Annotated in this window: 15 protein-coding genes; 7 read left to right on the forward strand and 8 right to left on the reverse strand. The window is 76.5% G+C overall.

The window, feature by feature from the left end; translation table 11 throughout:
* Window positions 1–95: 95 nt before the first annotated feature.
* Window positions 96–428: a hypothetical protein gene (locus ACFFKU_RS10395; protein ID WP_380137701.1), complete on the forward strand. Its 333-nt coding sequence runs from the start codon at window positions 96–98 to the stop codon at window positions 426–428.
* A 193-nt stretch (window positions 429–621) separates the two neighbouring features.
* Here ACFFKU_RS10395 and ACFFKU_RS10400 read toward each other — a convergent pair whose 3' ends face one another.
* The gene (locus ACFFKU_RS10400) at window positions 622–1,095 is read right to left on the reverse strand and encodes a hypothetical protein (protein WP_380137702.1); all 474 of its coding nucleotides are present in this window, start codon (window positions 1,093–1,095) and stop codon (window positions 622–624) included.
* A gap of 152 nt (window positions 1,096–1,247) precedes the next feature.
* On the opposite strand from ACFFKU_RS10400, the gene ACFFKU_RS10405 reads away from it, so the two are divergent.
* Window positions 1,248–1,628, forward strand: coding sequence for a hypothetical protein (locus tag ACFFKU_RS10405; RefSeq protein WP_380137703.1), 381 nt, complete (start codon window positions 1,248–1,250; stop codon window positions 1,626–1,628).
* A gap of 12 nt (window positions 1,629–1,640) precedes the next feature.
* Here ACFFKU_RS10405 and ACFFKU_RS10410 read toward each other — a convergent pair whose 3' ends face one another.
* Entirely contained in the window at window positions 1,641–2,105 is a 465-nt protein-coding gene (locus tag ACFFKU_RS10410) for a GNAT family N-acetyltransferase (RefSeq protein ID WP_380137704.1), read from the reverse strand.
* The gene (locus tag ACFFKU_RS10415; protein WP_380137705.1) at window positions 2,098–3,021 is read right to left on the reverse strand and encodes a hypothetical protein; all 924 of its coding nucleotides are present in this window, start codon (window positions 3,019–3,021) and stop codon (window positions 2,098–2,100) included. The genes ACFFKU_RS10410 and ACFFKU_RS10415 overlap by 8 nt, the downstream gene beginning before the upstream one ends.
* Before the next feature lie 265 nt (window positions 3,022–3,286).
* On the opposite strand from ACFFKU_RS10415, the gene dxs reads away from it, so the two are divergent.
* Window positions 3,287–5,188, forward strand: a complete 1,902-nt coding sequence (gene dxs / locus ACFFKU_RS10420; protein WP_380137707.1) for a 1-deoxy-D-xylulose-5-phosphate synthase — start codon at window positions 3,287–3,289, stop codon at window positions 5,186–5,188.
* A gap of 71 nt (window positions 5,189–5,259) precedes the next feature.
* On the opposite strand, the gene ACFFKU_RS10425 is transcribed toward dxs, so the two are convergent.
* The 4 genes from ACFFKU_RS10425 to pdxR all read right to left on the reverse strand — a co-directional run bounded on the left by ACFFKU_RS10425 (window position 5,260) and on the right by pdxR (window position 9,573).
* On the reverse strand, window positions 5,260–5,745 hold the full coding sequence (locus tag ACFFKU_RS10425) for an ATP-binding protein (protein WP_380137708.1): 486 nt from the start codon (window positions 5,743–5,745) through the stop codon (window positions 5,260–5,262).
* A gap of 129 nt (window positions 5,746–5,874) precedes the next feature.
* Window positions 5,875–7,236, reverse strand: coding sequence for an HRDC domain-containing protein (locus tag ACFFKU_RS10430; protein ID WP_380137709.1), 1,362 nt, complete (start codon window positions 7,234–7,236; stop codon window positions 5,875–5,877).
* A gap of 154 nt (window positions 7,237–7,390) precedes the next feature.
* Window positions 7,391–7,993 (reverse strand): response regulator transcription factor, encoded by a 603-nt coding sequence (locus ACFFKU_RS10435; RefSeq protein WP_380137710.1) that lies wholly within the window; start codon window positions 7,991–7,993, stop codon window positions 7,391–7,393.
* 98 nt (window positions 7,994–8,091) lie between these two features.
* Window positions 8,092–9,573, reverse strand: coding sequence for a MocR-like pyridoxine biosynthesis transcription factor PdxR (gene pdxR / locus ACFFKU_RS10440; RefSeq protein WP_380137712.1), 1,482 nt, complete (start codon window positions 9,571–9,573; stop codon window positions 8,092–8,094).
* Window positions 9,574–9,662: 89 nt separating this feature from the next.
* Here pdxR and ACFFKU_RS10445 point away from each other — a divergent pair, with 89 nt between their 5' ends.
* On the forward strand, window positions 9,663–10,415 hold the full coding sequence (locus tag ACFFKU_RS10445) for a pyridoxamine 5'-phosphate oxidase family protein (RefSeq protein ID WP_380137714.1): 753 nt from the start codon (window positions 9,663–9,665) through the stop codon (window positions 10,413–10,415).
* Here ACFFKU_RS10445 and ACFFKU_RS10450 read toward each other — a convergent pair.
* Window positions 10,387–10,977 (reverse strand): DUF3000 domain-containing protein, encoded by a 591-nt coding sequence (locus ACFFKU_RS10450; protein WP_380137716.1) that lies wholly within the window; start codon window positions 10,975–10,977, stop codon window positions 10,387–10,389. The two genes, ACFFKU_RS10445 and ACFFKU_RS10450, sit on opposite strands and share 29 nt — an antisense overlap.
* Window positions 10,978–11,040: 63 nt before the next feature.
* On the opposite strand from ACFFKU_RS10450, the gene hemE reads away from it, so the two are divergent.
* The 3 genes from hemE to hemQ are packed head-to-tail and all read left to right on the forward strand — an operon-like array spanning window position 11,041 to window position 14,398.
* Window positions 11,041–12,213, forward strand: a complete 1,173-nt coding sequence (gene hemE, locus ACFFKU_RS10455) for a uroporphyrinogen decarboxylase (RefSeq protein ID WP_380137717.1) — start codon at window positions 11,041–11,043, stop codon at window positions 12,211–12,213.
* A complete protein-coding gene (gene hemG / locus ACFFKU_RS10460) occupies window positions 12,210–13,655 on the forward strand; it encodes a protoporphyrinogen oxidase (protein WP_380137719.1) in 1,446 nt (481 codons plus the stop codon). Before hemE ends, hemG begins: the two co-directional genes overlap by 4 nt.
* 44 nt (window positions 13,656–13,699) lie before the next feature.
* Entirely contained in the window at window positions 13,700–14,398 is a 699-nt protein-coding gene (gene hemQ / locus ACFFKU_RS10465; RefSeq protein ID WP_380137721.1) for a hydrogen peroxide-dependent heme synthase, read from the forward strand.
* Window positions 14,399–14,432: the final 34 nt, after the last annotated feature.

Here is a 14,432-nt window from a genome sequence, read left to right on the forward strand (position 1 = left end):
CCGTCGTCGGGCGTCCGGCTCCCGGGCTGCCGACGTTCAGGTGAACCGGGCCCCGCCCGGTCAACCCGGCGGCGCGACCGACCGACGTCCCCGCCATGACCGGGCGAACGTCAGAACACCGGCGCCGGGCGGCGGCCGCGGCGCGAGGGCGGTTCCTGCCCCGCCGGGCGGGATCGTCGGCGACCGCGCTGGCGCTGCTGGCCGCGCTCGCGGTGGGCGTGGGTCCGGCCACGACGTCGGCCCGGACGGTCTCGGCGGCGGCGTCGACCACCGTCGTCTCCCGGAGCCCCATCGCGGTGGCGACCCCCACCCCCCGGTCCACGTCCGGTCCGCGCGTGAGACCTCGCAAGCAGCGGGGGAGCGTGCTCCCGTACCGACCGGGGGGCGGCCACGAGCGCACGGGTCGCCTCACCGCCTCCGGCGCCTGAGCTCCGGACGTCGGCCGTCACGGGCCGTGACGGGACAGCGGGGACGGGTCGGGAGGACGTCGCCAGCGCTGCGTTCATCGCCCGGATCGGGCCCCGAACGCCACTTCTGCGGGGATGAACGCAGCGCTGGTGAAGAACCGGGGCTCCATCCGTCACCGTCCGTCGCCCTCGGCCGGGCCGGTGGGCGAGAGGGTCAGCCCTGGCAGGGGCAGGCGTCACTGACGACGACGCGGACGGCGGTCACCGGCCCGCCGGTGACGTCGAGGGTCACCAGCTCCGCGGGGGCGCCGACGAGGCCGTAACCCTGGCGGTGGCCCGTCGGGTCGCACGCACCGTCGGCGTGGTCGGCCCCGTCGACGACGGCGGCGGGTGACCAGGGGCGGTCGTCGCGGTGGCGGACCGAGACGGTGCTGCTCGCCGGCCCGATGCAGTCGAGGACCACGAAGGCGTGACCGCTCGCGGGGAGGACGGCGCTCAGCGAGGTCCGTACCGGCTGCGGGGGGCCGTCGGCGGGAACCTGGAACGTGGTCGCGGTCGTGGTCGTGCCCGGGGGCATCGCGGGGAGTTCCACCGCGGGATCGGCTCCGGCGGAACGGGTCACGCCGACCGCGGTCACCAGGAGGGCGGCGACGGCGACGGTCGCGAGGAGGGGCACCCGGGACTGCACAAGGAGCTCCCTCGCTCGGCGATGATCGGCTGTCGGGCAGCCTGGCACACGAGGCGCCCCGGCGGGGCCGATCGTGACCGTCCGGTGGTGCGGGCGGTCTCCCGACACCGACGGCCCGTCGCGATGCGCCTCCCTGTCGTATGGTCGAACGCATGTACGAAACACGCCGCCGCCACGGTCCGCCGGGCTGGCCCGAGCCGGTCCCCCCGGTGGGGGCCGAGGGGTGGGACGGGGTGGCGGTGGCGTGGTTGCTCGACCAGGCGCCGCCGGAGTACCGCAGCTACCCGGTGGTGCGGCGGCACCCGGTGCTGCTGGCCTGGTTGGTGGCCCACCACGTCCGGGCCCAGCGGGAGGCGGTGCGTTCGGCCGTCTCGACCGCCCGGCGCGACCTCGCCCACCAGCTCGAACCGCAGGTCGGTCCGCAGGTCATGGAGATGCTGGAGGCCGAGGAGCTGCGGTTGCGCCGGGTGGACCGGGCCGTGGGCCTGCTGGGGGAGGCGCTGTCCGGCCGGACGTTCGTGCCCCGGCTCTGAGCTGCCGGGACGTCACCGGGCACCCGCCGGCCGGGGCCACCGGTAGGTGGCGTCGGGGACGCCCTCCTCGTTGTCGCTGCCGTCCCTGGTCCCGACGAGCTCGAAACCGTGCCGTTCGTAGAACCGGCGGGCGCCGGTGTTCGGCAGGAAGACGTGCAGCCGCACTTCGTCCCCGGCCCGGTCGAGGACGTCGGTGAGCAGGCGGGTCCCGAGACCGCGCCCCTGCGCCTCCGGGTGCACGTACAGGTGCTCCAACCAGGCGCCCCGCACGGCGGCGAACCCGCGTACGACCCCGTTCCCGTCGCGGACGAGGACGACGTCGTGCTCGGCCAGCACGACGTGCTCGGCCCACCACCGGGTCTCGTCGTCGGTGTGCAGCACGGGCAGGAAGCCGAGGCCCGCCCGGGCGGCCAGGAAGACGTCCGTGATCGCGTCCGCGTCGCCGCGTCGGGCCGGGGAGACGACCGGGTCAGCCACCCGTGTAGCTGATGACGATCCCGCCGGTGGGACTCCAGGTGATCGCCCCGCCGGTGAAGTCGCTGCGCCGCCCGCCGGGGACGGCGTACTCCTCCGACGTCGGGAAGCCCAGCCGCGAGGACTCCCAGCCCTGCCGGGCCCAGGCGTCACGGATCGCGCCGCGGACGGCGTGGGCGCCGGTGCCCGGCGACCAGTAGACCGAACCGCCCTGGAAGTGGCTCGCGGCCCCGCCGGGCACCGCCGCCTCGCTCGTCGTGGGGTAGCCGAGGAAGCCGTTCTCCCACCCGAGGCTGCCCCACCGGTCGCGGATGGCCCCGCGGACGATCTGCGCGCCCGTGCGCGGCGACCAGTAGACCGAACCGCCCTCGAACGCCGAGAAGGCGCCGACGGTCGCGGTGCTGCGCAGCGGGATCTCCCCCGTGCGCGGGTAGCCGAGGGACGAGGTCTCCCAGCCGGCGCGGGCCCAGCGGTCGCGGATCGCGCCCCGCACGTCCCAGGCCCCGGTCGCGGGCGACCAGTAGACGGAGCCCCCGGCGAAGTGGGTGACCCGCCCGCCCCGGGTGGCGAGCACGAGCTCGCAGGTGCGGGCCTCACCCAGCACCCCGCGGGCCCCGCCGAGGGCCAGCCAGCGGTCGCGGATCGCGCCGACCACGCACGGTGCGGCCTCCGGGACGACGACCGGTCCCGCGGCTCTGCTCGGCAACGTCTCGCAGGCCCGACCGTCACGATCACGGTCGAGACCGTCGGGGTCGCCGGGATGGGCCACCAGCCAGGCCTGGGCGTCCTCCTGGTAGGCGAAGTCCGAGCAGTCCCGGTCGCCGACGTGGTCGGCCTGGGCCGGGGCGAGCCCGGTGACCCCCAGCGCGGTGAGGCTCAGCAGCACCAGCAGCGGACGGGTGCGTCGGAACAGGCCCACGATCGGTTCCTCCCCAGGTTGCGGACGGAGCGTCGTTGCTCCGCCGCACCGGCACGCTACTGCAGGTGAGCGCCCCTCGTCCGCCACTCGGGTGATCGCGTCGGGGGGCGTCGGCGGCCCGCGACCAGGGGAGGGCTGTGCAGATCCGGTGGACCCACCGGGTCACCCGGGTGGTCCGGCAAGCCCGCCGCCGTCCCGGCTCCTACACTCGACCAGCGCCTTCCCGGCGTGGCCCAGACCATCCAGATGCAGGAGGACACCCCGCATGGGGCTGCTCGAGACCATCTCCGGACCCGAGGACGTCGCCTCCCTCCTGCCCGAGCAGCTGCCGCAGCTGGCCGAGGAGATCCGGGCCTTCCTGATCGCCGAGGTCAGCAAGACCGGCGGCCACCTGGGGCCCAACCTCGGCGTGGTCGAGCTGACCATCGCGCTGCACCGCGTCTTCGAGTCCCCGCGCGACGCGATCGTCTTCGACACCGGCCACCAGAGCTACGTCCACAAGCTGCTGACCGGGCGGCAGGACTTCTCCCGCCTGCGCGAGGCGGGGGGCCTGACCGGCTACCCCTCCCGAGCGGAGAGCCCGCACGACGTGGTGGAGAACTCCCACGCGTCCGGGTCGCTGTCCTGGGCCGACGGGATCTCCCGGGCGCACGAGCTGCGCGGGGAGCGCGACCGGCACGTCGTCGCGGTCATCGGCGACGGGGCCCTCACCGGGGGCATGGCCTGGGAGGCCCTGAACAACATCGCCGGGGCCGACCGTCCGGTGATCATGGTGGTCAACGACAACGAACGTTCCTACGCCCCGACCATCGGCGGCCTGGCGACCCATCTCGCGACCCTGCGCACGACCCGGGAGTACGAGAAGCTCCTCGACCTCGGCAAGCGCTCCCTGCGTCGTGGCGGGGCCCCGGGGCGGCTGGCCTACGAGACCCTGCACGGGATGAAGAAGGGCATCAAGGACATCGTCGCCCCGCAGGGGTTGTTCGAGGACCTGGGCCTGAAGTACGTCGGTCCGGTGGACGGGCACGACGTCGAGGCCGTCGAGCACGCCCTGACCCGCGCCCGCTCCTACGGCGGGCCGGTCATCGTCCACGTGATCACCCAGAAGGGCCGCGGCTACAAGCCCGCCCTGGACAACCTGGCCGACCACTTCCACGCCGTCGGCGTCATCGATCCCGAGACGGGGGAGGCGCAGGCCTCCTCCGGGTCGAGCTGGACCAGCGTGTTCGCCGAGGAGATGGTCGCCATCGGCGACGCCCGTCGCGACGTCGTCGGGGTCACCGCGGCCATGATGATCCCCGTCGGGCTGGAACCGTTCGCGCGCAAGCACCCCGACCGGGTCGTGGACGTCGGGATCGCCGAGCAGCACGCCGTGGCCTCGGCCGCGGGCATGGCCTTCGGCGGGCTGCACCCGGTGGTCGCGGTCTACGCCACCTTCCTCAACCGGGCCTTCGACCAGCTGCTCCTCGACGTCGGTCTGCACCGCGCCGGGGTCACCTTCGTCCTCGACCGGGCCGGGGTCACCGGACCGGACGGGCCCAGCCACCACGGCATGTGGGACATGGGGTTGTGCCGGCTCGTGCCGGGGCTGCGCCTGGCCGCCCCGCGCGACGCCGAGACCCTGCGCGAGGAGCTGCGCGAGGCGGTCGCCGTCGACGACGCCCCGACGGTGGTCCGGTTCAGCAAGGGCAAGGTCCCGGCCGCGCTGCCGGCGATCGCCCGGGTCGGGTCGGTCGACGTGCTCCAGGGAACCCGGTACGAGGAGGGCGACGACGTCCTGCTGGTCGGGGTGGGGTCGATGCTGCCGCGCTGCCTGGCCACGGCCGAACGACTGGCCGCGCACGGGATCGGCGTCACCGTCGTCGACCCGCGCTGGGTCGTCCCGGTCGAGGAGGCCCTGGTGGAGCTGGCCCGGCGGCACCGGGTCGTCGCCGTCGTGGAGGACGGCGGTGAGGTCGGCGGTCTCGGGTGGGCGCTGACCCGGGAGCTGGACCGGACGACGGACGCCCCGGCCGTCCTGGGTTTCGCGCTGCCGCAGGCCTACCTCGACATGGGCGCGCGCGAGGACATCCTCGACGCCGCCGGGCTCTCCCCGCAGGCCGTGGCGCTGCGGATCGTGGAGGCGGTCGCCCACCACCACGGGGCGGGGACGCCCGCCTCGGCCTGACCCGGCCCGAGCCGTCCCGGGTCAGCCCGGCTCAGCCCGGCTCAGACGGGCTCAGCCCGGCTCAGACCGGCTCAGCCCGGGGCGAGGTGGAACCAGACCGTCTTCCCGTCGAGCATCCCCGCGGCGGGCGAACCGTCCGCGACCTCGGTGGGCGCGGGCCAGCCGTCGGTGGCGTCGGTCTCCACGAGCGAGAGCTGGCCCAGGGTCGGGTCGTGCCAGGACGTGATGCGGCTGGGGTAGTAGCCCCACGCGGTCGCGAGCGCGTCCACCAGGGCGATGCCCCGGCCGGACTCGGCCTGGGGGTCGAGGCTCCGCATGGCGGGGATGGTCACCTCGCCGTCGCTGATGCCGACGAGGATGCCCTCACGGTCGTGGGTGAGCGTCAGCGTCACCGGCCCGCGTCCGTGCTCCAGCGCGTTGGCGACGAGTTCGGAGGTCAGCAGCTCGGCGATCCACCGCCGGGCGCCGGGCAGGTGCTCCTCCGGACAGACCTCGCAGACCCAGTGCCGGGCCAGGCTGGCCGCGCTGAGATGTTCGTCCAGTGTGAGGTGGTGCACCGCGCGCCTCCGTCCGAGCGGTCGGCTCCTCGTCGCGCCGATCCTCGACGAGCCTGACGTAACGGGACGGTCTCGGCAACCACACGGGTGTCAACACCTCGTTACCGATTCGTGTCCGAGGACGTCGCCTCAGCCCTCGGCCGGCACGGTCCCCGGCTCGGACCCCGCGCCCGAAGTGTCGGCCCCGGTCGCGGCCTCGGTCTCGGCGCGGACGAGGACCTCGGCCAGTTCGACGCTCAGCAGGCCGAGCTGCCAGTTCCGGGCCCGCGGGGCGAGCGTGACCGCGACGGACTCGGGCGTGATCGGTCGCGGCGGGTTCCAGGCGAGCCGGCGCAACGCCTCGGGCTGCAGCAGGTTCTCGACCGGCATCGAGAGTTCCTCGGCGACGGCCTGGGTGAGCTCGCGGGCGGCGGCCAGCCGGGCCGCGGCGAGCGGGTCGCGGGCGGCCCACGTGCGCGGGGGCGGGGGGGAGTCGGTCCGCACGGTCTTGACCGGCAGGTCGGCCTCGGGGGTCTCCACCCCGCGCTGCAGGGCGGCGAACCACGAGGCGAGTCCGCTGCGGGCCCCGCGACCGGTGAAGCCGGGGGTCGAGAGCAGGGCCTGCGCGCTGCGCGGGGTCGCCCGGGCCGCGGCCACGAGGGCGGAGTCGGGGAGCAACCGACCGGGGGAGGTGTCGCGGCGGCGGGCCTCGGCGTCACGGGCGAACCAGAGTTCGCGGACGACGGCGAGCTGGCGGGCGGAGCGCACGGCGTGCAACCCGGAGGTGCGCCGCCACGGTTCGGCGGGCGGCACCGGTGGCGGGGCGGCCACGATCGCGGCGAACTCCTCCTCGGCCCAGCCGAGCTTCCCCCCGGCCCGCAGCCGGGCGGCGACCTCGTCGCGCAACGGGATCAGGACCTCGACGTCGAGGGCCGCGTAGGTCAGCCAGCTCTCGGGCAGCGGGCGGGTGGACCAGTCGACGGCCGAGTGCTCCTTGGCCAGGCGCAGCCCGAGCAGCTCCTCCACGACCGCGCCGAGCCCGACCTTGGGCAACCCCGCCAGACGGGCGCCGAGCTCGGTGTCGAAGAGCCGGTCGGGGCGCATGCCCACCTCGGCGAGGCAGGGCAGGTCCTGGGTGGCGGCGTGCAGGATCCACTCCACGCCGCGCAGCGCCTCGCCCAGCGGGGTGAGGTCCCCGACGGCCTCGGGGTCGACGAGGATCGTGCCGGACCCGGCCCGGCGGAGCTGGACGAGGAAGGCGCGCTGGCCGTAGCGGTACCCGGAGGCGCGTTCGGCGTCGACCGCGACGGGTCCCGTGCCGGCGGCCAGGCGGGCCGCGGCCTCGAGCAGGGCCTCGGTCGTCTCCACCAGCGGCGGCAGCCCCTCGGCGGGGGCCTCCAGCAGCGGGAGCGCGGGGGGTTCCGGCGCCGACGCCTCCGTGGTCGCGTCGTCGTCCGGCCGCTCCGGACCGGCGTCGCTGCCGGGCGCGGGGCGGGGGTCGGGTCGGGTCACTGGCCACTCACGGCGTCCACCGTACGGGGCCGCCCCCTCCCGCGCGGGGAGGCCGCGGGGGCGGGGGGCGTGGCGCTGGGGCGGGTCCCCGGGCGCGGATCCGCGGGCGGGTCCGGCGCGGGCCCGCGCCCCTCCCCGGGACGGCGGCGGCTCCTTACTGGATGACGTTGGCGCGCAGGCAGATCGCGACCATCTCGGCGCGGTCGCCGGTGCCCAGCTTGCGGGCGATGCGGGCCAGGTGGCTCTTCACGGTCAGCGCGGACAGGCCGAGCAGGGCCCCGGTGTCCTTGTTCGAGCGGCCGTCGGCGACGTGCTGGAGCACCTCGATCTCGCGCTCGGACAGACCGTCGACGCCCGACTCACCGCTACGGGCCTCCAGGCCGGAGCCCTCGGGGCGGGTGGTCACCAGGTAGCAGCGGACGCCGGCGGCGACCGCCCCGCGGACCGCGAACGGGTCGGCGTTGGACGACAGCACCACGCAGCGGTTCCAGCCCGCGGAGCGCAGCTCGGAGACGAGTGCGGCGCCGGAGCCGTCGGGCAGGCCGGCGTCGGCGATGAAGAGCGAACGCGGACCGCTGCGGGCCAGCGAGCGGGCCTGGGCGACGCTGGAGGCGTGCTCGACGTGCACCGCGCCCAGCATGCGGAGGGTGCGGGTCACCGATTCGCGGACCGTGGGGTCGGCGACGGCGACCAGGGCCGCGAAGCGGCCGAGCCGCGAGGGGGCGGCCATCCCGGGTCGTTCGACGAGGGCAGTCACGTCGTCCTCCATGCAGCGCTGGGCGACCGCCTCCTGCGGTTCACCGACTTCTGCAGGGATCGGCCGAACGGGTCGCCACCTTGACCCTTCCGGTCCCTCTAGTTGTCGACGACGCACCCGGTCGCGAGCAGGGCCGCCTCGAGGGCGCGGACGACGCCGTCGAGCTCACCGAGGCCGGCGTCGCCGTACCCGAGGACCACGGCGGGGCCGTGGCGTCCGACCCCGGCGACGGTGTAGTCGTCGAGGTCGGCGAGCAGGTAGCCGCGCCGGCGGACCTCGGCCAGCACCGCGGGCACGTCCGAGCCCGCGGGCAGCGCCAGGACCGCGTGCAGTCCGGCGTCGGAGGGGAGCAGGCCGATCCGCGGGTGCCCCGCCAGCCGCCGGCGCAGGTGGGTACGGCGGTGGCCGTGGTCGCGGCGGGCCCGGGCGACGTGGCGACGCAGCGCCCCCGAGGCCAGGTAGGCGGCGAGCGCCCGCTGCTGCTCGGCGGACACGGGCTCGCCCAGGTCGTGACGCACCTGCGCGGCCTCGGCCCGCAGTCCCGGCGGCAGGACGAGGTAGCCGGCCCGCAGCTGCGGGCTGAGGGTCTTCGAGAACGTGCCCAGGTGGATCGTGCGCTCGCGGTCGAGGCCGGCCAGGGCGGGCAGCGGCGCGGCCCCGTAGCGGAACTCGCCGTCGTAGTCGTCCTCCAGGACCACGGCCCCGGTCCGGCGGGCCCAGCGCAGCAGGGCCGTCCGTCGCTCCAGCGGCAGCACCGCGCCGAGGGGGTACTGGTGGCTCGGGGTGACGAGGACGGCGGCGACGCCCTCGGCCGGGAGGTCCTCGACCCGCAGCCCGTGCTCGTCGACGTCGACCGGGACGGGCGTGCAGCCCAACCGGTGCAGGCAGCGGCGGGCCCGCGGGTAGCCCGGGTCCTCGACGACGACCCGGCCGCCGGTCCCACGGCCACCGGGGATCCCGAGGACGTGCAGCGCGAGGGCCAGACCGTCGACCGTGCCCGCGGTGACGACCACGTCGGCGGCGTCGACGGCCAGGCCGCGCGCCGCGCCCAGGTGGTCGGCGACCTCGGCGCGCAGGTCGGCCCGGCCGAGCGGCGGGGGTTCGGTCGCCCCGGAGCGGGTCACGTCGGCGACCGCCTCGCGCCACACCCGGCGCCAGGTCGGGTCGAGCAGCCGCGAGGTGTCCGGGCGCCCCGGGGTCAGGTCCCGCGGGGCGGGCGCACCGGCCGCGACCGCGACGGGGGGTCGCGCCGGTCCGTCGCCCCCGCGGGGCGGGGCCGGTGCCGGGTCCCGCGTCGGACCCGGCACGGGCAGGCGCAGGGCCGGCTCCACGAACGTGCCCGACCCGGCGCGCGAGCGCAGGTACCCCTCGCCGCCGAGCTGCTCGTAGGCGGCGAGCACCGTCGCGCGGGCCACCCCCAGCTGGCGGGCGGTGGCCCGGGTGGCCGGCAGGCGAACGCCCGCGGCCAGCCGGCCGTCGAGGACCGCGGCCCGCACGGCCGCGACCAGCTGCTGCTGCAGGGGCGGCCCGCCGTCACGGTCCAGGCGCACGGGCAGGTCCCACTGGACGACAGGGCGCACGGCAGGCTCCGGGGATCGGGGAAGTGGTCTGCTCCGACGGTAGAGGAGTGGACCGTCCCGGCGGACCGCTCCCGGGGCAAGCTGCTGGCATGACCACGCTCGCCCCGCTGCCCGACGACCCCACGACCCGGGTCACCCGGCTCGCCCATCGCCAGGTCTTCGACCGGCAGGTGCTGCACGACGTCCTCGACGCAGGGCTCGTCGCCCACGTCGGCGTCGTCCGCGACGACGTCGCCGTCGTCCTGCCGCTGGCCTACGCCCGCGACGGCGACGCGCTGCTGCTGCACGGCTCCTCCGGGGGAGGCCTGCTGCGCGCCGCCGCCGCGGGAGCCCCGGTCACGGTGACCGTGACCCTGCTCGACGGCCTGGTCTACGCCCGCTCGGCCTTCGACAGCTCCATGAACTACCGCTGCGCCAGCGTCACCGGGACCTGCGAGGTCGTCACCGACCCGGAGGAGAAGGACGCCGGCCTGCGCCGGTTGACCGACCACCTGATGCCGGGTCGCAGCGCCGAGGTGCGGGCGAGCACCCGCCGGGAGCTCGCCGCCACGCTGCTGCTGCGCCTGCCCCTGCAGCGGGCGAGCGTCAAGCTGCGGGCCGAGCAGGCGGGGACCGCCCCCGACGACGGGGAGGACCGCGCGGTGTGGGCCGGGGTCCTGCCGCTGCGCACCGGCGCCGGGGAGCCCGTCGCCACGCGCGACACCCCGGCCGGGGTCCCCGTCCCGCGCAGCGTGACCGCCGCGGTCGAGCAGCTGGCGGGCGCCGGGCCCGACGTCGCGGCGCTGGGCGCGCGCGGGGCCGGGGCGGAGGAACTCAGCGCGGGCGGCGTCCCAGCGCGCTGACGCCCTCGGGCAGCGGGGGCAACCCCGCGACGGTGCAGAGCAGGTCGCCCCAGGCCTTCAGGTGGGCCCCGACGTCCAGCGTGCCGTCCGCGCCGGGACGCGGGGTCCAGGAGGCCCGCAGCTCCACGTCCACCGACGCCTCCCGGTGGGCCAGCGCCCCGTAGCCCTCGGACAGGACGCGGGTCACGGTGCCCCCGACCCCGGCGGCCGCCGCGCCCGCCTCGGCCAGGGCCTCCTCCAGCCAGCTCCACCCGACCTGCCCGAGCATCGGGTCCGCGCCCATCTCGGCCTCGAGGTCGGCGCGGGCGTAGCTGACCACGCGGAAGTCCCCGCCCCACTCCTCGGGGACGGACGGGTCGTGCAGCAGGATGAACCGTCCCGTGGCCAGCTCGTCGCCGTGCTGCACCACGTCGCCGGTCAGGGCCACCGCCCAGGGGGCGATGCGGGCGGGGGCGGGCATCTCCGCCAGGACGATCTCCGAGCGGAGCCGGACGTCGCCGATCGCGGTCACCGCCGCCGCGAACGCGGGGGGCGACCCGCCGACGGTGCGGGTGCTGCTCACGGCTCGGACTGTAGGCAACCCGGCGACCGCGGCCACGGCGGCGCGCCGTGCGACCATCGGGCGGTGCCGTCCTCGCTCGCCGCCCCGTCCCCCAACCCCCTCTCCACCACCCCTTCCACCCCCGCTTCCACCAACGCGTCCACCCCGGCGCCCGCCGGGGACGCCGGTGGGTCCGAGGGCGCCTACCTGCGGGCCGTGCGGGGAGCCCGCCCCGACTTCGCCGCGGGTGGACGGTTGCCCGTGTGGTTCATGCGCCAGGCGGGACGGTCCCTGCCGGAGTACCGGCGGGTGCGCGAGGGCATCTCCATGCTGGACAGCTGCCGACGCCCCGAGCTGGTCTGCGAGATCACGCTGCAGCCGGTCCGCCGCTACGGGGTGGACGCGGCGATCTTCTACTCCGACATCGTCGTCCCGCTGCAGGCCGCCGGGGTCGGGGTCGACATCGTCGCGGGGACCGGGCCCGTGGTGGCCGAACCGATCCGCACCCGCGCCGACCTCGACCGGTTGCCCGAGCTCACCCCCGACCGGCTCGAGCACATCGCCGCGGCCTGCCGGCTGATCACCGCCGAGCTGCCCGCGGGAACCCCGCTGATCGGGTTCGCCGGGGCGCCGTTCACCCTGGCCAGCTACCTCGTCGAGGGGGGTCCGAGCCGGGACCTGCTGCGCACCAAGGCGATGATGCTCGGTGATCCGGAGCTGTTCGCCGACCTGCTGGCCCGGCTGGCGCAGATCACCGGGCAGTTCCTGCGCGTCCAGGCCGAGGCCGGGGCGAGCGCGGTGCAGCTGTTCGACTCCTGGGTCGGGGCGCTGCCGCTCGTGGACTACCGGCGCCACGTCGCCCCGCACTCCGCGGCGGCGCTCGCGGCCGTGGCCGACCTCGACGTCGCCCGGGTCCACTTCGGGACCGTGAGCTCGGAACTGCTCGGCGAGATGGCCGCGGTCGACGGCGGCGTCGACATGGTCGGCGTCGACTTCCGGCTGCCGCTGGACGAGGGGGCACGTCGGGCGGCGGCCGGGGCCGGTCGGCCGGTCGCGGTGCAGGGCAACCTCGACCCCGCCCACCTGTTCGCCCCCGCCGACGTGCTGCGGGCCGCGGTGCGCGAGGTCTGCGCCGCGGGCGAGCGGGCCGGGGTCGGGCACGTGGTGAACCTCGGTCACGGGGTGCCCCCGAGCGCGTCGCCGGACGCCCTGCAGCTCGTCGTCGACGAGGTCCACGCCTGGACCCCGACCGCGTGAGCCCCGACGGGCCCGGGGGCGCCGGGCGGCCCCGGGTCGTCGTGGTCGGCGGGGGCGTCAGCGGCCTGACCGCCGCCCTGCGTCTCGCCGAGCGCGGGGTGCGGGTGGAGGTCCGGGAGGCGGCCGCGCAGCCCGGGGGGATCCTGCGTCGGGCCGAGGTCGGCGGGCTCGTCCTCGACACGGGTGCGGAGTCGTTCCTGGCCCGCCGCCCCGAGGGGGTCGCCCTGGCCCGGGAGGTCGGGCTCGGCGACGACGTGGTCCACCCCCGGACCACCCGCGCCCGGGTCCTCACCCCGGACGGTCCGCGACCGTTGCCCGGCGGGACCCTGATGGGCGTCCCCGGAACCGGTGAGGCCGTGCGCGGGGTGCTCGGGCCCGCAGAGGTGCGCCGGGTCGAGCAGGAGGAGGAGCTGCCCGCGCCGGCGGTGTCGGAGGACCTGTCGGTCGCCGAGTACGTCGCCGCCCGGGTGGGCCCGGCGGTCGTGGACCGGCTGGTGGAGCCGCTGCTGGGGGGTGTCTACGCCGGGCACGCGGCCCGGTTGTCCCTGCAGGCCACGGTGCCCGCCCTGTGGACCCACGCGCGGGCGGGAGGGTCGCTGCTCGCCGCGGTCCGCGCGGCCGCCGGACGGACCGCCCCCGGTGCGACGCCCGCGCCCGTGTTCGGGGGGATCCGCGGCGGGGTGGCCCGGCTGGCCGAGGCCCTGGCCGGCGCGCTCGCCGCGCGCGACGTCGAGGTGCGGACGGCGACCCCCGTCCGCTCGCTGCGCCGGGTCGAGGGCGGCTGGGTCGTCGACGGGGACCGGGTCGACGGTGTCCTGCTCGCGGTCCCCGCCCCGGTCGCGGCCCGGTTGCTCACCGGGGCCGTCCCGTCGGCGGCGCAGGCGCTGGCCGAGGTCGAGACCGCGAGCGTGGTCGTCGTCGCGTTCACCGTCCCGGCCGCCGACCTGCGCGGATGGGAGGACGCCTCGGGTCTGCTGGTGCCCCCGGCGCTGGGCCGCGCCGCGGGTCGGCGGGTCAAGGCGGTCACCCTGTCCTCGCACAAGTGGGGGTGGGTGGGGGAGCAGGCCCCCGACCGCCGGGTGCTGCGGGTCTCCCTCGGCCGGGCCGGGGAGACCGACGTCCCGGGCTGGGACGACGACCGGCTGCGCGAGCGCGCCCTGCAGGACGCCCGGGCGCTGCTCGGTGCACGTCTGGACCCGGACGACGCGCTCGTGCAGCGGTGGCCCGACGCGCTGCCCCAGTACGCCGTCGGCCATCTCGACCGGGTCCAGCGGGTGCGGGCCGCGGCGGGCGCGGCGGGTCGGATCGCCTTGGCCGGGTCCTTCGCCGACGGCGTCGGGGTCCCCGCGTGCGTCGCGACCGCGGCCCGCGCCGTGGAGGAGCTGCTGCCGCAGCTGCTGCGCCCGGACGCCCCCCTCGACGGGCGCGAGCACCTGCGCTGACCCCACCCGGAGGAGGTGGCCCGGCGGCGGGGGAGAATGCCGGCATGAGCGAGCAGAACGCCCCCGACGCCGACGCCATCAACCAGACCATCCGCTACACGATGTGGTCGGTCTTCGCGGCCTCGACGCCGCTCGCCGAGGACCGGGCGACGCTCACCGCCGAGGTGCAGTCGTTGCTGGAGGAGCTGACCGGCAAGGGCCTGGTCGTGCGCGGCCTCTACGACGTGGGCGGGCTGCGCGCCGACGCCGACCTGATGTTCTGGTGGCACGCCGACTCGGTGGAACTGGTCCAGGAGGCCTACCGCCGGCTGCGGGCCACCGGGTTCGGGCGGCACCTCACCCCGGTGTGGTCGGTGGTCGGGTTGCACCGACCGGCCGAGTTCAACCGGGGGCACGTGCCCGCGTTCATGGCCGGGGAGGCTCCGCGCGACTACGTCTGCGTCTACCCGTTCGTGCGGTCCTACGACTGGTACCTGCTCGAGGAGGGCGAACGGCGCACCATGCTGCGCGACCACGGGCTCGCCGCCCGCCCCTACCCCGACGTGCGGGCCAACACCGTCTCGGCCTTCGCCCTGGGCGACTACGAGTGGATCCTCGCCTTCGAGGCCGACGAGCTGCACCGCATCGTCGACCTGATGCGTGAACTCCGGAACACCGAGGCCCGTCGCCACGTGCGCGAGGAGCTGCCCTTCTACACCGGGCCGAAGGTCGAGCTCGCCGAACTCGTCTCCGCCCTGCCCTGACCGCGTCGTCGATCAGACCGGCTGTCCCGCACCG

The organism is Kineococcus gynurae (assembly GCF_042433995.1).
Taxonomy (GTDB): Bacteria; Actinomycetota; Actinomycetes; order Actinomycetales; family Kineococcaceae; genus Kineococcus; species Kineococcus gynurae.

Coding starts and splice junctions, on each gene's coding strand:
- ACFFKU_RS10445 (WP_380137714.1), top strand. CDS start 9,663: ATGACCACGCTCGCCCCGCTGCCCGACGACCCCACGACCCGGGTCACC.
- ACFFKU_RS10405 (WP_380137703.1), top strand. CDS start 1,248: ATGTACGAAACACGCCGCCGCCACGGTCCGCCGGGCTGGCCCGAGCCG.
- ACFFKU_RS10395 (WP_380137701.1), top strand. CDS start 96: ATGACCGGGCGAACGTCAGAACACCGGCGCCGGGCGGCGGCCGCGGCG.
- hemQ (WP_380137721.1), top strand. CDS start 13,700: ATGAGCGAGCAGAACGCCCCCGACGCCGACGCCATCAACCAGACCATC.
- dxs (WP_380137707.1), top strand. CDS start 3,287: ATGGGGCTGCTCGAGACCATCTCCGGACCCGAGGACGTCGCCTCCCTC.